Origin of the sequence: Methylobacterium aquaticum (assembly GCF_016804325.1) — a bacterium.
GTDB lineage: Bacteria > Pseudomonadota > Alphaproteobacteria > Rhizobiales > Beijerinckiaceae > Methylobacterium > Methylobacterium aquaticum_C.
Genome location: NZ_CP043627.1, coordinates 5,194,980 through 5,211,200, shown reverse-complemented (window position 1 = coordinate 5,211,200; position 16,221 = coordinate 5,194,980). Strand labels below are relative to the sequence as shown.

General features: G+C 69.1%; 14 protein-coding genes, 4 tRNA genes and 1 pseudogene. 18 read left to right on the top strand and 1 reads right to left on the bottom strand.

Annotated features, from left to right (window positions below; translation table 11 throughout):
• Positions 1-139: 139 nt before the first annotated feature.
• The 3 genes from F1D61_RS23795 (at position 140) to F1D61_RS23785 (ending at position 2,631) form a co-directional block, all read left to right on the top strand.
• Positions 140-406, top strand: a complete 267-nt coding sequence (locus F1D61_RS23795; protein WP_203154543.1) for a hypothetical protein — start codon at positions 140-142, stop codon at positions 404-406.
• Positions 403-1,116 carry a hypothetical protein gene (locus F1D61_RS23790; RefSeq protein ID WP_203154542.1) on the top strand — a complete coding sequence of 238 codons (714 nt, stop codon included), beginning with the start codon at positions 403-405 and terminating at the stop codon, positions 1,114-1,116. Before F1D61_RS23795 ends, F1D61_RS23790 begins: the two co-directional genes overlap by 4 nt.
• A 360-nt stretch (positions 1,117-1,476) precedes the next feature.
• A complete protein-coding gene (locus F1D61_RS23785) occupies positions 1,477-2,631 on the top strand; it encodes a site-specific integrase (RefSeq protein WP_203154541.1) in 1,155 nt (384 codons plus the stop codon).
• A 447-nt stretch (positions 2,632-3,078) separates the two neighbouring features.
• On the opposite strand, the gene F1D61_RS23780 is transcribed toward F1D61_RS23785, so the two are convergent.
• Positions 3,079-3,154 (bottom strand) — tRNA-Val (locus F1D61_RS23780).
• A 229-nt stretch (positions 3,155-3,383) separates the two neighbouring features.
• Here F1D61_RS23780 and F1D61_RS23775 point away from each other — a divergent pair.
• The 15 genes and pseudogenes from F1D61_RS23775 to F1D61_RS23705 all read left to right on the top strand — a co-directional run bounded on the left by F1D61_RS23775 (position 3,384) and on the right by F1D61_RS23705 (position 16,138).
• Positions 3,384-3,460 (top strand) — tRNA-Asp (locus F1D61_RS23775).
• Positions 3,461-3,506: 46 nt separating this feature from the next.
• Positions 3,507-3,583: transfer RNA gene (locus F1D61_RS23770), tRNA-Asp, on the top strand.
• A 53-nt stretch (positions 3,584-3,636) separates the two neighbouring features.
• Positions 3,637-3,713: transfer RNA gene (locus F1D61_RS23765), tRNA-Asp, on the top strand.
• Between the two features lie 173 nt (positions 3,714-3,886).
• Positions 3,887-5,527, top strand: coding sequence for a methyl-accepting chemotaxis protein (locus tag F1D61_RS23760; protein ID WP_203154540.1), 1,641 nt, complete (start codon positions 3,887-3,889; stop codon positions 5,525-5,527).
• Positions 5,528-5,617: 90 nt separating this feature from the next.
• A complete protein-coding gene (locus F1D61_RS23755) occupies positions 5,618-6,172 on the top strand; it encodes a CAP domain-containing protein (RefSeq protein WP_203154539.1) in 555 nt (184 codons plus the stop codon).
• A gap of 318 nt (positions 6,173-6,490) precedes the next feature.
• Complete coding sequence (locus F1D61_RS23750) at positions 6,491-6,856, top strand: NADH-quinone oxidoreductase subunit A (RefSeq protein ID WP_048453080.1); 366 nt, start codon at positions 6,491-6,493, stop codon at positions 6,854-6,856.
• A 51-nt stretch (positions 6,857-6,907) separates the two neighbouring features.
• On the top strand, positions 6,908-7,489 hold the full coding sequence (locus F1D61_RS23745) for a NuoB/complex I 20 kDa subunit family protein (protein ID WP_203154538.1): 582 nt from the start codon (positions 6,908-6,910) through the stop codon (positions 7,487-7,489).
• A gap of 12 nt (positions 7,490-7,501) precedes the next feature.
• Positions 7,502-8,164 carry an NADH-quinone oxidoreductase subunit C gene (locus tag F1D61_RS23740; RefSeq protein ID WP_203154537.1) on the top strand — a complete coding sequence of 221 codons (663 nt, stop codon included), beginning with the start codon at positions 7,502-7,504 and terminating at the stop codon, positions 8,162-8,164.
• 6 nt (positions 8,165-8,170) lie between these two features.
• A complete protein-coding gene (locus F1D61_RS23735) occupies positions 8,171-9,361 on the top strand; it encodes an NADH-quinone oxidoreductase subunit D (protein ID WP_203154536.1) in 1,191 nt (396 codons plus the stop codon).
• A gap of 38 nt (positions 9,362-9,399) precedes the next feature.
• A pseudogene (gene nuoE / locus F1D61_RS23730) lies at positions 9,400-10,248 on the top strand (NADH-quinone oxidoreductase subunit NuoE); the annotation flags it as partial.
• A gap of 51 nt (positions 10,249-10,299) precedes the next feature.
• Positions 10,300-11,601 carry an NADH-quinone oxidoreductase subunit NuoF gene (gene nuoF, locus F1D61_RS23725; protein ID WP_048425441.1) on the top strand — a complete coding sequence of 434 codons (1,302 nt, stop codon included), beginning with the start codon at positions 10,300-10,302 and terminating at the stop codon, positions 11,599-11,601.
• Positions 11,602-11,700: 99 nt separating this feature from the next.
• Entirely contained in the window at positions 11,701-13,782 is a 2,082-nt protein-coding gene (gene nuoG, locus F1D61_RS23720) for an NADH-quinone oxidoreductase subunit NuoG (RefSeq protein ID WP_203154535.1), read from the top strand.
• Positions 13,783-13,795: 13 nt separating this feature from the next.
• A complete protein-coding gene (nuoH, locus tag F1D61_RS23715) occupies positions 13,796-14,818 on the top strand; it encodes an NADH-quinone oxidoreductase subunit NuoH (protein ID WP_203154534.1) in 1,023 nt (340 codons plus the stop codon).
• Between the two features lie 23 nt (positions 14,819-14,841).
• Complete coding sequence (nuoI, locus tag F1D61_RS23710) at positions 14,842-15,330, top strand: NADH-quinone oxidoreductase subunit NuoI (protein WP_048425444.1); 489 nt, start codon at positions 14,842-14,844, stop codon at positions 15,328-15,330.
• Between the two features lie 187 nt (positions 15,331-15,517).
• Positions 15,518-16,138 (top strand): NADH-quinone oxidoreductase subunit J, encoded by a 621-nt coding sequence (locus F1D61_RS23705; protein ID WP_203154533.1) that lies wholly within the window; start codon positions 15,518-15,520, stop codon positions 16,136-16,138.
• Positions 16,139-16,221: the final 83 nt, after the last annotated feature.

The window sequence follows — 16,221 nt, the reverse complement described above, 5'->3', positions numbered from 1 at the left end:
CCAAGGACGGCCGGCGGCGAGCTTTCATCCTCGCCGCCCAGCAACTGCTCGGCCACGAGGTCGTAACGGAAGTCTGGGCCCGTGCGGCCGAGCTGAAGCCCGAGGTGTTCACCACCGGCATTCCGGATGGAGGGCTGGCGTGACCACGGCCATGGACTGCCTCGGCCGGCAATGGCAGCTCGCGAAGCTGGACGCCCTGCTGGCGGATCCTGAGGTTCGGACGACCGTCCTGGCTGCCGCGAGCCACGGGTTGCGCCCTGACCACACTTGGCGCCCCGGCGCCGTCCTTGCCCTCGCTCGCTCGCATTACGGCCGCAAGACCACGGCCGCGCTGCTCCTGCTGCTGGTCGCTCGCTACTTCGACACGGCCGGTGCCCACTACCTCAACCGCAGGAGCGTGGCATGACGGCGCCCGATCCCATCCTCGCGGCGATCACCACCCACCGCGCCGCCTACGATGCCTTCCAGGTCGCCGAGGAGGGTGAGGCCGCCATCCTCGCCGAAGAGGCCTATCGCGAGGCCGGCGATGCCCTGGTGTCGACGGCCTGCACCACGCCCGCCGGTGCGGTGAAGCTCCTCGAGCATCTGCGCTGGTGGCTCGCCGAGGAGGCCGCGTTCGCCGAGGCCCATCAGCCGACCTACGGCGCCGCCCAGGTCCGCGTCGCCGATCTCACGGTGCTGGCGTGCACCTGCTGGCCGGTCGAGGCGTTCGAGGCGGACCCGGTCTTCCCGGCCATCGCCGCGGCGGAGGGCGCCGAGGCGGCTCACTCTGCAGCGCTCTCGGGCCTCGACGAGGACGACGATGCGCAGGTGCGCCGTGCCAACGCCGCTGCCGACGCGAGTTCGGCAGCCTTCCAGGCGCTGACCACGGTCACGCCCACCACTCGGGCGGGGCTTTTCGCTCTGGCTGAGTTCTACGCCCGGGAAAGCGAGGAATTCGAGCTGATGTGCGCAGGTGGTCAGTACCTCCAGCACCTCGCGGCCGCCTTGAAGGGGAGTGATTCCACAGGCCTGATTTCAGGCCTCTCTCTGGCAAAAGCTGCGTCAGATCAGCGATTTGTCTGCATGATTCCGCGATCCGCTGCACACGCCTCTTCATTGGCGAGAGCACAGTGACGAACCGCCGCCTGATCGCCGCTCTGATCCTCGCCCAGGTCCATCCAGGCCACCCGATGGCGCGCGGCCACAGGCGTGTGCCGCTCGGGATACCGCTGGTCGAGTGGCGGGCGGCTCGCGGCCCGGTCTCTGCTGCTGAAAGGGAGAGGTGAGGATGCCGCGCCCCGTCCGCACCGAACCCGAGATCACCGACGATACCCCGCTGCGCCTCGACATCGCGGCGGCCCAGTGCTTCCCGGCCAGTTCGGGGATCACCGCGGCCAGCTTGCGCCGGGAGAGCGCCCGTGGTCGGCTCCGAGTCTTCAAAATCGCCGGCAAGCAGTTCACCACGCGGGCCGATATCAGGCGGATGATCGACGCATGCCTCGTCCCAGCAAGGGTGCCCGCCTCTACTACCGCAAGCGAGAGGACCGCTGGTGCATCCGCGACGGCTCCGACGAGCACAGCACGGGCTGCGGCTATGGAGAGCGTGAAGCGGCTGAAAGAGCGCTGCAAGAATACCTCGCCCGGAAGCACAAGCCTGATTTCGGGGGAGGTGATCCCGCTCGCGTCCTCATCACGGACATCCTGAGCCTCTACGCCGACGAGCGCGCGGCCGACACGAAGCGGCCTGACGTGGTCTGGAGCGCGCTGCCCCACCTCATCAACTTCTTCGACGGGAAGATGGTCGCGCACGCGACGCCGAACGTCTGCTCGGCGTATGTCCGCTGGCGGATCGCCATGCCCCAGGCCCGCTACAAGGACCCGGAGACGGCACCGCGGGTCGGGACCCAGACCGCCAGGCGCGAGCTTGAGGTCATGAGCGCTGCGTTCGGCTACGCGCACAAGGAGCACAAGCTCCTCTACCCGGTGGTGGTGAAGCTGCCGGACAAGGCGCCGCCGCGCGACCGCTGGCTGACCCGGTCCGAGGCCGCGCGCCTGCTATGGGCTGCGCTCGGCTTCCGTTTGGTCGATCGCCACCCGGTCACCGGTCGCGAGATCTGGCGGCGGACCGGCGAGGCGCAGGGCAAGACCCGGCACGTCGCTCGGTTCGTCCTGGTAGGACTCTACACCGGCACCCGGCACGACGCGATCCTGCAGCTGAAGTGGCTGCCGAGCCCGTCGGCGGGTTGGGTCGACCTGCGCGCTGGCATCCTCTACCGGCGCGGCACGGGGGAGGGGGAGAGCTCGAAACGGAGGACGCCGATCCCGCTATCGCGGCGGCTACAGGCCCATCTGAGGCGGTGGCAGCGCGAGAGCGTCGCGAACGTCGTCGAGTTCGAGGGGCTGCCAATCGACCGCATGCGGCGGTCCTGGCACACGGCTCGGGAGGCGGCCGGGCTCGGCCCGGAGGTCACGCCGCACATCCTGCGCCATACCTTCGCGACCTGGGCGGTGCAGTCCGGGGCGCGGTTCAGCCTGATCGCGGGCGCGCTTGGGACAACGGAGAAGATTGTCGAGGGGGTCTATGGCCACCACGCTCCCGAGCATCTTCGCGGCGTGGTCGAGGGGGTGTCAGGCCGGCGGAGGATTTGATGACAGCGCAACGCTTCGATGAGGTGGTTCCGGTCACGCCTGGTGAGGCCAGCAGGTTCTGGCGGCGCGTCAGGAACCGGGGCGCAGGGGGCGAGTGCTGGCCTTGGTCTGGCGCTACGTACGGTGATAGCTACGGTCGGATGAGGATCGGCGGGCGCCTCGAAGGGACGCACAGGATCGCCTTCTCCCTTGCGAGCGGAAGCGTGGTGGTGCGTGGCGCCCTCCGCCTGGTCCTTCACTCCTGCGACAATCCAATTTGCTGCAACCCGGCACATCTGCGGCTCGGCAGCTTCATGCAGAACAACGCTGACATGCTCGCTCGCGGGCGATATCGCACCTTTGTGCGCCGCACAAAATAGGTCAATCTGGGGGATATCTGGGGGAAGACCAGATAATGGCCTTCCTTCACGGCGTCGAAAAACGCCAAAAAAATGAAGCGAATCAATATGGTGGGCGGTGACGGGCTCGAACCGCCGACCCTCTCGGTGTAAACGAGATGCTCTACCAACTGAGCTAACCGCCCGGGTGTCGGCATCGTTAAGGGGCCTGAGGCGCGAGTGCAAGACTGCGCAGCGAGGCTTCGCATGCAGGGTGTCTCCTGCGCGACGCAGGCGCAGGGGATGGGCAGGGGCGGGGGCAGATGCCTCGCCCGAGGCGTCGGCCGACCCCCTTCCGACTTTCCTGAGCCGGCGGCTTGACAGGGTAGGGGGCTCCCCATAAACCGCAGCCATCGCAGCACTGCGAGACGCCGGGCGGACGTAGCTCAGTCGGTTAGAGTGCCGGCCTGTCACGCCGGAGGTCGCGGGTTCGAGCCCCGTCGTCCGCGCCAATTCTCTTCAAGGGAAAAGGCGTTTCTGTAGTGCAAAGCGCCATGTGCGGACGTAGCTCAGTCGGTTAGAGTGCCGGCCTGTCACGCCGGAGGTCGCGGGTTCGAGCCCCGTCGTCCGCGCCATTCTCTTCGTTGAGAATGTCAGCGCAAGCTGCATGGTGAAGCGAGCACGCCGCGCGGGCGTAGCTCAGTTGGTTAGAGTGCCGGCCTGTCACGCCGGAGGTCGCGGGTTCGAGCCCCGTCGCCCGCGCCACTCACCACACGGGCCGTTCCGGTTTCCAATCAGCCGCTGACACCTGACTTTGTGCTGCGGTGCGGAACTGACGCTAAGGCAATATCAAGCATCGCTGCCCCAAGGTCCCCCCGAAAGGTCGGGGATCGACGATGTCTTGGTCGAACATGAGCGTAAGCCGGAAATTCGCCGTCATGATGATGGCAGCGGTGATCGGCTTCGGTGCGGTGGTGGCCTATGCCCTGCGGGCCAACCACGACAGCCTGATGGCCGAGCGGGTGGCGAAGATGCGCGCCCTCTCCGACGTGGCGCTCGCGGCGGCCACGAGCCTCGAGGCGCAGGTGAAGGCCGGCACGCTGACGCGGGACGCGGCGATGGCGCAGTTCTCCGCCCGCGCCAACGACATGCGCTACGAGGGCGACAACTACCTCGCGGTCTACGACTTTTCCGGCACCGCCCTGGTGATGCCGCCGAAGCCCGACTGGATCGGCAAGGACATGAGCGGCCTGAAGGACGCGGGCGGCATGCTCCTCGTCAAGGCCATCACCGACATCGCCCGGTCCGGCACGCCCGGCACCCTGCGCTACCTGTTCACCCGCCCGGGCGGCACCGCCCACGTCGCGAAGCTGAGCTACATCCAGGGCTTCGCGCCGTGGAAGCTCGCGATCTTCACCGGCGTCTACATCGACGACATCGACGCGGCGTTCTGGCGCCACGCCCTGTGGCTCTGCGCCATCGCGGGCGCCGCCCTCGTCGGCGTCGGCCTGTTCGGCGTGCTCGGCTGGCGCTCGATCGTCGGCGGGCTCGAAGGCCTGACCGGGGCGACTGCGGCGCTCGCCGCGTCCCGCTACGACGTCGCGGTGCCCGGCACCGCGCGGCGCGACGAGATCGGGCGAATCGCCCGCGCCATCGACGGCTTCCGGGTCGTGCTGAGGGAGCGCGAGGCGCTCGCGGCCGAGCGTGACGCCAGCGAGGCGCAGGCCCGCCGCGCCGCGCAGATGAGCCAGGAGGTCCGGGCGTTCGAGACCGCGGTGGCGGACGTGCTGGCGCAGGTCGACGATGCGGCCCGCGACCTCGACGCGACCGCTCGCGCCATGTCCGGCACCGCCGCCGAGGCCGCCGCCCGGGCCGGCACCGCCGCGGCGTCCGCCGCCGCCGCCTCCCGCGAGGCCGGAGGACTGGCGGAGGCCGCCGAAGGCCTCGGCCGGTCGATCGCGGAGGTCGGCGCCGGAATGCGCGAGGCCGCCGCGATGGCAAAGGACGCGGTGACCGGGACCGACCGCACGGCGCTCGTGATGCAGAGCCTCGGCGAGGCCGCGTCGCGCATCGGCGACGTGGTCTCCGTCATCGCCGGGGTCGCCGCGCAGACGAACCTGCTGGCGTTGAACGCGACGATCGAGGCGGCCCGGGCGGGCGAGGCCGGCCGCGGCTTCGCGGTCGTCGCGGCGGAGGTCAAGCAGCTCGCCGGCCAGACCGACCGGGCGACGCAGGAGATCTCGGCCCAGGTCGCGGCGATCCAGGACACCACCCGCCGGGCGAGTGCCGCCATGGGCGACGTGGCGGCGCAGGCCCGCGCCATCAGCGGCGTCTCGGCCCGGGTCGCCACGGCGGTCGAGGCGCAGGTCGGGGCGACGCAGGCGATCGTGTCGAGCGTGGCGCAGGCCGCCGCCGGCACCGCCGAGGTGAGCGGATCGGTCGAGGGCTTGGCCCTTGACGCCGAGGCCACCGGCGAGGCCGCCCGGCACGTGCTGGAAGCCGCCGACACCGTCGCGCGGCAATCGGCCAGCATCGGCGCCGAGGTCCACCGCTTCCTCGCGACTTTACGGGCGGCGTGAGGCTGGCCCTCGCCCCGAAAATCTCCACAATCGCCCGACAGGTGGCGCCGTCGCGCAGGGCGCCGCTTGTCCAGGGCTTGAGTGAAGACGATGTCGCATCCGTTCCGTTCGACGGTTCCCGCCTCTCACGTGGCAGGTGTCCCGCGGCGCGGCCTCGCGACGACGTTCCTCGCCGGGGGCCTGGCCGCCGGAGCCCTGGCGCTCGCCGGATGCAGCGGCACGGCGATCCTGCCGGCGCCCGACCTGCCGACCACGCCGGTGATCCTCGACGAGGCCGCCGCCGCCGCCGCGATCTCGCGCTACCGCGCCAGCCACGGCCTCGGGCCGGTGGTGGTCGATTCCTCGCTGATCCGCGCCGCCTCCTACCAGGCCGGGGCCAATGCCCGGGCGGGCCAGCTCTCGCACGAGGTCGGCGGCACCTTCGATGCGCGCCTCAAGCGCGCCGGCTTCGGCGGCCGCTACGCCGCAGAGAATCTCAGCGCCGGCTCGGCCACCTTCGACGAGGTGCTGAAGCGCTGGCAGGTCTCGCCCGAGCACAACCGCAACATGCTGATGCCGCAGGTCAAGCGCGTCGGCATCGCCCGCGTCGATGCGCCCGGGAGCCGCTACAAGCGGTTCTGGGCCTTGATCCTCTCCGACGGCTGACGTCCCATACTGCACCGCAGCACGGCCACCGCATCCGGAAAACCGCCCGGGCGGCGGCAAACGCCCCGGAAGGGGAGGGGCCTGCGACGATACTCCCCGGCGGACCCGGGCTTCCCGGCGTTGTGCGCTCGGGACGCCACCCTATGTGTCGGATTGACGTTCGCGCTTTGTGCGGTGCGAACGCCCCTTGTTTCGTCATACTCGCTCGTTTAAGCCTCGCGCACCTTCCGGGCTTTGGAACCGTTCCGAGAACGGCCCCGGCGGCCCCCGCGGCGCGGGCCCGCACCAAGGCCTCGCGCCAACCCTTGAGGATGCTCGATGAACGGCCTCCTGTCGGATTACCTGCCGCTGGTGATCTTCATCGGCGTCTCCCTCTTCATCGCGGCGGCGCTCCTCGTGGCCCCGTTCCTGGTGGCCTACAACAGCCCGGACCCGGAGAAGCTCTCGGCCTACGAGTGCGGGTTCAACGCCTTCGACGACGCGCGCATGAAGTTCGACGTGCGCTTCTACCTCGTCGCCATCCTGTTCATCATCTTCGATCTCGAAGTGGCCTTCCTGTTCCCGTGGGCGATCACGTTCGGGGATCTCGGCTGGTTCGGCTTCTGGTCGATGATGCTCTTCCTCGGCGTGCTGACCGTCGGCTTCGTCTACGAGTGGCGCAAGGGCGCCCTCGAGTGGGACTAGAAGCCTAGACCGTCGCAGCCGCCCCCGAGACGAGAAGCACCGGACCCCGCCATGTCCCTCACCACCGTCCGCGCCCCCGCGATCGCGCCGCAGCCGAAGGGCATCCTCGATCCCGCCACCGGCAAGCCGATCGGCGCCAACGACCCGACCTTCCTGACGATCAGCGACGAGCTCGCCGATCGCGGCTTCCTCCTGACCACCACCGACGACCTCATCACCTGGGCCCGCACCGGCTCGCTGATGTGGATGACCTTCGGTCTGGCCTGCTGCGCCGTCGAGATGATGCAGATGTCGATGCCGCGCTACGATTGCGAGCGCTTCGGCTTCGCTCCCCGCGGCTCGCCGCGCCAGTCCGACGTGATGATCGTCGCCGGCACGCTGACCAACAAGATGGCGCCCGCGCTGCGCAAGGTCTACGACCAGATGCCGGAGCCGCGCTACGTCATCTCGATGGGGTCCTGCGCCAACGGCGGCGGCTACTACCACTATTCCTACTCGGTGGTCCGCGGCTGCGACCGGGTGGTGCCGGTTGACATCTACGTCCCGGGCTGCCCGCCGACCGCCGAGGCCCTGCTCTACGGCGTTCTGCTGCTGCAGAAGAAGATCCGCCGCACCGGCACCATCGAGCGCTGAGGCGGGGATCCCATGAGCAACGGCATCACCATCCGCGCCCATACCCAGAGCGAGCAGGGCGACGCGGCCCTCCAGGCCCTGTCCGACACGCTTGCCGCCACCTTGGGCGCCGCCATCACCGACCGGGCGATCGCCTTCGGCGAGCTGACCCTGATCGTCGAGGGATCCGAGATCCTGCGGGTGCTCACGCATCTGCGGGACGATCCCGCTTGCGCCTTCTCGACCTTCATCGACATCTGCGGCGCCGACTACCCGGCGCGGGCCAAGCGCTTCGACGTCGTCTACCACCTGCTGTCGATGCGCCATAACCGGCGCATCCGCGTGAAGGTGCAGACCGACGAGCGCACGCCGGTCCCGTCCGCGATCCCGGTCTTCCCGGCCGCGAACTGGTTCGAGCGCGAGACCTACGACCTCTACGGCATCCTGTTCTCGGGCCATCCGGACCTGCGCCGGCTGCTCACCGATTACGGCTTCGAGGGCCACCCCCTCCGCAAGGACTTCCCGCTCACCGGCTTCGTCGAGGTCCGCTACGACCAGGACGAGGCGCGGGTCGTCTACGAGCCCGTGCGACTGACGCAGGAATTCCGCAACTTCGACTTCCTGTCCCCGTGGGAGGGCACCGACTACGTGCTCCCGGGCGACGAGAAGGCCGACAAGGCACCGGCGAAAGGCTGAGCCGACATGGGCGAGCACAGCATCCGCAACTTCTCGATCAATTTCGGCCCGCAACACCCGGCGGCGCACGGCGTGCTGCGCCTCGTGCTGGAGCTGGACGGCGAGGTGGTCGAGCGCGTCGATCCGCATATCGGCCTGCTCCACCGCGGCACCGAGAAGCTGATCGAGGTCAAGACCTACCTCCAGGCGACGCCCTATTTCGACCGGCTCGACTACGTCGCGCCGATGAACCAGGAGCACGCCTTCTGCCTCGGCATCGAGCGCCTGCTCGGCATCCAGGTGCCGCGCCGCGCCCAGCTGATCCGCACGCTCTACTGCGAGATCGGCCGGCTGCTGTCGCACCTCCTCAACGTCACCACGCAGGCGATGGATGTCGGCGCCCTCACGCCCCCGCTCTGGGGCTTCGAGGAGCGCGAGAAGCTGATGATCTTCTACGAGCGTGCCTCGGGCGCTCGTCTCCACGCCAACTACTTCCGGCCGGGCGGCGTCCACCAGGACCTGCCGCCGAGCCTGATCGACGACATCGAGGCCTTCTGCGAGACCTTCCCGCAGATCGTCGACGACCTCGACGACCTCGTGATGGCCAACCGCATCTTCAAGCAGCGCAACGTCGATATCGGCATCGTGTCGGTCGAGGAGGCGCTGGCCTGGGGCTTCTCGGGCGTGATGGTGCGCGGCTCCGGCATCCCGTGGGACCTGCGCAAGTCGCAGCCCTACGAGGCCTATGCCGAGATGGAGTTCGACATCCCGGTGGGGAAGAACGGCGACACCTACGATCGCCAGGTCATCCGCATGGAGGAGATGCGCCAGTCGGTGCGCATCATGAAGCAGTGCATCGCCAAGCTGCGCGAGCCGGCCGGCCAGGGGCCGATCGCCACGCAGGACGGCAAGGTCGCGCCGCCGCCGCGGCGCGAGATGAAGCGCTCGATGGAAGCGCTCATCCACCACTTCAAGCTCTACACCGAGGGCTTCCACGTCCCGGCCGGCGAGGTCTACGCCGCGGTCGAGGCGCCCAAGGGCGAGTTCGGCGTCTACCTGGTCGCCGACGGCACCAACAAGCCGTATCGCTGCAAGATCCGCGCTCCGGGCTTCGCCCACCTCCAGGCGATGGACTGGATGTGCCGCGGCCACATGCTGGCGGACGTGTCGTGCATCCTCGGCACGCTCGACATCGTGTTCGGTGAGGTGGACCGGTGAGGGGGCTCGCGCCCGCGCCAGTCGGAGACGTTTGAGATATGGCCAACCGCAGACTCGCCCCCGTATCCGAGCAGCCCGAGAGCTTCGCGTTCACGCCTGAGAACGCCGAGTGGGCCAAGGGGCAGATCGCCAAGTACCCGGAGGGGCGCCAGGCCTCGGCCGTGATCCCGCTCCTGTGGAAGGCGCAGGAGCAGAATGGCGGCTGGCTGCCGCAGAAGGCGATCGAGGCGGTGGCCGACCAGCTCGGCATGCCGCATATCCGGGTGCTGGAGGTCGCGACCTTCTACACCATGTTCGCCCTCGAGCCGGTCGGCCGCTACTGGATCCAGGTCTGCGGCACGGCTCCCTGCGATGTCTGCGGCGCCCGCGAGCTGAAGCAGTACCTGCACGAGCGGCTCGGCCCCTCGGGCCATGTCAGCCCGGACGGCAACTTCTCCTGGCTCGAGGTCGAGTGCCTGGGCGCGTGCTGCAACGCCCCGATGGCGCAGATCAACCACGACTATTTCGAGGATCTCACGCCTGAGTCCCTCGGCAAGCTGATGGACGACCTCGCGGCCGGCCGCCCGGTGAAGATCGGGTCGCAGATCGGCCGGACCTCCTCCGAGCCCAAGGACGCGGTCACGACGCTCCAGGACGAGACGCTGTTCGACGGCTCGCGCGTCGGCGCCTGGCGCAAGCGCTTCGAGGAAGAGGGGCTGAAGGAGCAGGGCGCCGACACGACCGGCGAGAAGACCCGCACCGAGGCCGCGGCGGCCACGAACCCGAAGGCGGCCCGCCCGGACGCCGGCCGCGCCACCGAGAGCAAGGCCGCCGCGGCGCCCGCGCAGGCTGCCGCGGACGGCAAGCCCACCGACGGCAAGGATGCGCCGGCGCCGACGGCGAAGTCCTGACAATGATGACGTACTTTCCCTTCACAGCAGGCCTGTAGGACGATCGCCATGCTCGCCGATCAGGATCGGATCTTCACCAACCTCTATGGTCTCCACTCTCCCGGTCTCGAGGCCGCGAAGAAACGCGGCGCGTGGGACGGGACCAAGTTCCTGCTCCAGCAGGGCCGGGACTGGATCATCGAGGAGATGAAGAAATCGGGCCTGCGCGGCCGCGGCGGCGCCGGCTTCCCCACCGGCCTGAAGTGGTCCTTCATGCCGAAGAAGTCGGATGGCCGGCCCCACTACCTCGTGGTCAACGCCGACGAGTCCGAGCCGGGCACCTGCAAGGACCGGGAGATCATGCGGCACGACCCGCATCTCCTGATCGAGGGTTGCATGCTGGCCTGCTTCGCCATGGGTGCGCATGCCTGCTACATCTACATCCGCGGCGAGTACGTCGCCGAGAAGCACGCACTCCAGCGCGCGGTGGACGAGGCCTATGCCGCCCGCCTCGTCGGCGAGAGCAACGTCCACGACTACCCCTTCGACATCTACGTCCACCACGGCGCCGGTGCCTACATCTGCGGCGAGGAGACGGCGCTGATCGAGAGCCTGGAGGGCAAGAAGGGGATGCCGCGGCTCAAGCCGCCGTTCCCGGCCAATATGGGCCTCTATGGCTGCCCGACGACGGTGAACAACGTCGAGTCGATCGCGGTGGCGGGCACCATCCTGCGCCGCGGCGGCGCCTGGTTCGCGGGCCTCGGCCGCCCGGGCAACACCGGCACCAAGCTGTTCTGCGTCTCGGGCCACGTCAACAAGCCGTGCAACGTCGAGGAAGAGCTCGGCATCACCTTCCGCGAACTGATCGACCGGCATTGCGGCGGCATGCGCGGCGGCTGGGACAACCTGCTCTGCTCGATCCCCGGCGGCTCCTCGGTGCCGCTGGTGCCGGCCGCCGAGATCATCGACGCGCCGATGGACTTCGACACGCTGAAGAACCTGAAGTCGGGTCTCGGCACCGCCGCCGTGATGGTGTTCGACAAGTCGACCGACATGGTCGCGACGATCGCCCGCATCGCGTACTTCTACAAGCACGAGTCCTGCGGCCAGTGCACCCCGTGCCGCGAGGGTACCGGCTGGATGTGGCGCGTGATGCTGCGCATGGCCGAGGGCCGGGCGCAGAAGCGCGAGATCGACATGCTGCTCGACGTGACGAAGCAGATCGAGGGCCACACGATCTGCGCGCTCGGCGACGCCGCCGCCTGGCCGATCCAGGGCCTGATCCGGCATTTCCGCCCCGAGATCGAGAAGCGCATCGACCGCTACACCGCCAACCCGCACCCGACCCCGGTGCCGATGGCGGCGGAGTGAGGCGGTGCCCCGTCTCGCCCACCCTCCCTCGCATCCCCGGTTCGCCGGCCTGACGCGCGGACACGCGCGCGCCGCGGGCCTCGCCCGAGAGTTGACCGCATGACCAAGATCCTCGTCGACGGCATCGAGGTCGATGTCCCGCCGGACTACACCCTGCTCCAGGCCTGCGAGGTCGCGGGCGCCGAGATCCCGCGCTTCTGCTTCCACGAGCGCCTGTCGATCGCCGGCAATTGCCGCATGTGCCTGGTCGAGCTGAAGGGCGCGCCCAAGCCCGTCGCCTCCTGCGCCTGGGCCGTGCGCGATTGCCGCCCGGGCCCGAACGGCGAGCCGCCGGCGGTGTCGACCAAGTCGGCCCTGACCAAGAAGGCCCGCGAGGGGGTGATGGAGTTCCTCCTCATCAACCACCCGCTCGATTGCCCGATCTGCGACCAGGGCGGCCATTGCGACCTGCAGGACCAGGCGATGGCCTACGGCGTCGACTCGACCCGCTACGGCGAGAACAAGCGCGCCGTCGAGGAGAAGTATATCGGCCCGCTGGTGCGGACCGCGATGAACCGCTGCATCCACTGCACCCGCTGCGTCCGCTTCCTGGCGGAAGTCGCCGGCGTGCCGGATCTCGGCGCCATCGGCCGCGGCGAGGACATGGAGATCACTTCCTACCTCGAGCGCGCGATGGAATCGGAGCTGCAGGGCAACGTCGCCGACCTGTGCCCGGTCGGCGCGCTGGTCCACAAGCCGCAATCCTACAACGTCCGCCCCTGGGAGCTGAACAAGACCGAATCCGTCGACGTGATGGATGCGGTCGGCTCGGCGATCCGCGTCGACACCCGCGGCCGCGAGGTGATGCAGATCGAGCCGCGGGTGAACGAGGCGATCAACGAGGAGTGGATCTCCGACAAGACCCGCCACGTCGTCGACGGCCTGCGCCTCCAGCGCCTCGACCGGCCGTACCTGCGCGAGAACGGCCGCCTGCGCCCGGCCTCCTGGGCCGAGGCCTTCGGGGCGATTGCCGCGAAGCTGAAGGGCGCCGATCCGAAGCGCGTCGGCGCGATCGTGGGTGACCTCGCCGGCGTGGAGGAGATCTTCGCGCTCAAGACCCTGATGGGCGCGCTCAAGGTCCAGAACCTCGATTGCCGCCAGGACGGCGCGATGATCGATCCGGCCTGGGGCCGGGCCGCCTACACCTTCGGTCCCGGCATCGCCGGCATCGAGCAGGCGGACGCCATCCTGATCGTCGGCGCCAACCCGCGCACCGAGGCCTCGCTCCTCAACGCCCGCATCCGCAAGCGCTGGCGGATGTCGCCGATCCAGATCGGCGTGATCGGCGAGGATGCGGACCTGACCTATCCCCACACCTATCTCGGTGCCGGCCCCGAGACCCTGGCCGAGATCGCCTCCGGTCGTCACAGCTTCGCCGAGGCGCTGAAGGGCGCCGAGCGTCCGCTGGTCATCGTCGGTCAGGCGGCGCTCACCCGTCCGGATGGGGCGGCCCTCCTCGCTGCGGTCGCCAAGCTGGTCCAGGGCCTGGGTGCGAAGGCCGAGGGCTGGAACGGCCTCGGCGTGCTCCAGAACGCCGCCGCCCGCGTCGGGGCCTTCGATCTCGGCTTCGTGCCGGGGGAGGGCGGCCTGACCTTCGCCGAGATGGTGCAGGGCGGCGCGCTCGACGTGCTGTTCAACCTCGGTGCCGACGAGGTCGAGGTCGGTCCGGGCGCCTTCGTGGTGTACCAGGGCACCCACGGCGACAAGGGCGCCCACCGCGCCGACGTGATCCTGCCGGGCGCGGCCTACACCGAGAAGTCGGCGACCTACGTCAACCTCGAAGGCCGGGTCCAGCTCGCCAACCGCGCCGCCTTCCCGCCGGGCGATGCCCGCGAGGACTGGGCGATCCTGCGCGCCCTGTCGGATGTGCTCGGTCAGCGCCTGCCGTTCGACTCGCTCACCGCTCTGCGCAAGGCGCTCTACACCGCGCATCCGCACTTCGCCGGCATCGACCAGGTCGCCCCGAGCGACGGCGTCGCCGTGCTGACGACGCTGGCGGGTCTCTCGGGCGAGCCCGGCCGCGAGCCGTTCCGCCCGGCGGTGGCGGACTTCTATCTCACCAACCCGATCGCCCGCGCCTCGCGGGTGCTCGCCGAGTGCTCGGGTCTCGCCCGCGGGCGGGCCCTCGAAGCGGCGGAATGAGGAGCACCGACCGATGACCGTCTGGGAGGTGCTGGGCACCGTCCTCCTCGTGGCCCTGAAGAGCGTGGCGCTGTTGGTCGCGCTGCTCGTCTTCATCGCCTACGCGCTCTTGGCCGACCGCAAGATCTGGGCGGCGGTGCAGCTGCGCCGCGGCCCGAACGTGGTCGGGCCCTGGGGCCTGTTCCAATCCTTCGCCGACCTGCTGAAGTTCGTGCTGAAGGAGCCGGTGATCCCGGCGGGCGCCAACAAGAGCCTGTTCCTCCTGGCGCCGCTGATCTTCGCCACCCTGGCGCTCGCCGCCTGGGCGGTGATCCCGCTCGCCGACGGCTGGCCGATCGCCGACATCAATGTCGGCATCATCTACATCTTCGCGATCTCGTCGCTCGGCGTCTACGGCGTCATCATGGGCGGCTGGGCTTCGAACTCGAAATACGCCTTCCTCGGCGCGCTCCGCTCGGCTGCCCAGATGGTGTCCTACGAGGTCTCGCTCGGCTTCGTGATCGTGACGGTGCTGATGTGCGCCGGCTCGCTCAACCTGTCGCAGATCGTGCGGGCGCAGGACACCTCGCTCGGCATCCTCGGCTGGTACTGGCTCTGGCTCTTCCCGATGTTCGTGGTGTTCTTCATCTCGGCGCTCGCCGAGACGAACCGCCCGCCCTTCGACCTGCCCGAGGCTGAGTCCGAGCTCGTCGCCGGCTACATGGTAGAATACTCCTCCACCCCGTACCTGCTGTTTATGCTCGGCGAGTACGTCGCCATCGTCACGATGTGCGCGCTCGGCACGATCCTGTTCCTCGGCGGCTGGCTCTCGCCGATCCCGTTCGCGCCCTTCACCTGGGTGCCCGGCCTGATCTGGTTCGCCCTCAAGGCCAGCTTCCTGTTCTTCATGATCGCCATGGTGAAGGCCATGGTGCCGCGCTACCGCTACGACCAGCTCATGCGGCTGGGCTGGAAGGTCTTCCTTCCGCTCTCGCTGGTCATGGTCTTCGTCGTCGCCTTCGTCCTGAAGCTGACCGGCCTCGCGCCGGTCTCCTGAACCCAACCGTCGGAGAACGAGCCATGAAGCTCGACCAGGTCGCCCGCGGCCTGCTGTTGAAGGAGTTCGTCACCGGGTTCGCCCTGGCGATGCGCTACTTCTTCAAGCCCAAGGCGACGATCAACTACCCCTTCGAGATGGGCCATCGCGGCCCGCGCTTCCGCGGCGAGCACGCCCTGCGGCGCTACCCCAACGGGGAAGAGCGCTGCATCGCCTGCAAGCTGTGCGAGGCGGTGTGCCCGGCCCAGGCCATCACCATCGAGGCGGGTCCGCGCCGCAACGACGGCACGCGGCGCACGACGCGCTACGACATCGACATGGTGAAGTGCATCTATTGTGGCATGTGCCAGGAGGCCTGCCCGGTGGACGCCATCGTCGAGGGGCCGAACTTCGAGTTCTCGGTCGAGACCCGCGAGGAGCTGCTCTACGACAAGGAGAAGCTGCTCGCGAACGGCGACCGCTGGGAGCGCGAGATCGCCCGCAACATCGCGGCTGACGCGCCCTACCGCTGATCGCCTGCGGGGGAGGGCGGTTCCTCCCTCGGTTCGAAAACAGGGGAGGGCGGTGATCCTCCCCACATCGACGACACATTCGCCGCTCCCCCGGTTGTGCGCCGCGGGAGCGGGTTCTATAGACGGGCCGCCGGGACGCTCCGGGGGTCGGGCAGGAGGCCGCCGCCAGGCGGCATGAATTCAGCGCATGACCGCAGCCGCCGCCTTCTTCTATCTATTCGCCGCGATCACCGTCGCCTCCGGCTTCATGGTGATCGCCTCGCGCAACCCCGTCACCTCGGTGCTCTTCCTCATCCTCGCCTTCGTGAACGCCTCCGGGCTGTTCATGCTGATGGGGGCGGAGTTCCTGGCCATGATCCTGGTCGTGGTCTATGTCGGCGCCGTCGCGGTGCTGTTCCTGTTCGTCGTGATGATGCTCGACGTCGACTTCGCCGAGCTGCGCCAGGGCTTCCAGGACTACCTGCCGGTCGGCGGCCTGATCGGTGCGGTGTTCCTGATCGAGCTGCTCCTCGTGGTCGGCTCCTGGGCGATCGATCCCGGCCTGGTGCATGGGCCGCTGGCGGTCTCGCCCGGATCCGAGACGGTGACCAACACGCAGGCCCTGGGTCTCGTTCTCTACACCAACTACTTTTTGTTCTTCCAGGTCGCCGGCCTGATCCTGCTGGTCGCGATGATCGGCGCGATCGTGCTCACCCTGCGCGACCGGCCCGGCGTCAAGCGCCAGGACATCGCGATCCAGAACGCCCGCACCCAGGCCGATGCGGTCGAGGTGCGCCACGTCCCGACCGGGCAGGGCGTCGAGGTCTGATCGGCGTCGAGGTCTGATCCTCGCGGCGGTTCGAAGAAGTCGTGCGGGGCCGGACGGGCCCCGCGATGCTGATGGCACGAGCG

What these genes read in the sequence shown, in the direction of transcription:
- F1D61_RS23785 (WP_203154541.1), top strand. Translation starts at nt 1,477, where the DNA reads ATGCCTCGTCCCAGCAAGGGTGCCCGCCTCTACTACCGCAAGCGAGAG.
- F1D61_RS23740 (WP_203154537.1), top strand. Translation starts at nt 7,502, where the DNA reads ATGAGCAACGGCATCACCATCCGCGCCCATACCCAGAGCGAGCAGGGC.
- nuoI (WP_048425444.1), top strand. Translation starts at nt 14,842, where the DNA reads ATGAAGCTCGACCAGGTCGCCCGCGGCCTGCTGTTGAAGGAGTTCGTC.
- F1D61_RS23760 (WP_203154540.1), top strand. Translation starts at nt 3,887, where the DNA reads ATGATGATGGCAGCGGTGATCGGCTTCGGTGCGGTGGTGGCCTATGCC.
- nuoG (WP_203154535.1), top strand. Translation starts at nt 11,701, where the DNA reads ATGACCAAGATCCTCGTCGACGGCATCGAGGTCGATGTCCCGCCGGAC.
- F1D61_RS23755 (WP_203154539.1), top strand. Translation starts at nt 5,618, where the DNA reads ATGTCGCATCCGTTCCGTTCGACGGTTCCCGCCTCTCACGTGGCAGGT.
- F1D61_RS23790 (WP_203154542.1), top strand. Translation starts at nt 403, where the DNA reads ATGACGGCGCCCGATCCCATCCTCGCGGCGATCACCACCCACCGCGCC.
- F1D61_RS23735 (WP_203154536.1), top strand. Translation starts at nt 8,171, where the DNA reads ATGGGCGAGCACAGCATCCGCAACTTCTCGATCAATTTCGGCCCGCAA.
- nuoH (WP_203154534.1), top strand. Translation starts at nt 13,796, where the DNA reads ATGACCGTCTGGGAGGTGCTGGGCACCGTCCTCCTCGTGGCCCTGAAG.
- F1D61_RS23705 (WP_203154533.1), top strand. Translation starts at nt 15,518, where the DNA reads ATGACCGCAGCCGCCGCCTTCTTCTATCTATTCGCCGCGATCACCGTC.
- F1D61_RS23750 (WP_048453080.1), top strand. Translation starts at nt 6,491, where the DNA reads ATGAACGGCCTCCTGTCGGATTACCTGCCGCTGGTGATCTTCATCGGC.
- F1D61_RS23745 (WP_203154538.1), top strand. Translation starts at nt 6,908, where the DNA reads ATGTCCCTCACCACCGTCCGCGCCCCCGCGATCGCGCCGCAGCCGAAG.
- nuoF (WP_048425441.1), top strand. Translation starts at nt 10,300, where the DNA reads ATGCTCGCCGATCAGGATCGGATCTTCACCAACCTCTATGGTCTCCAC.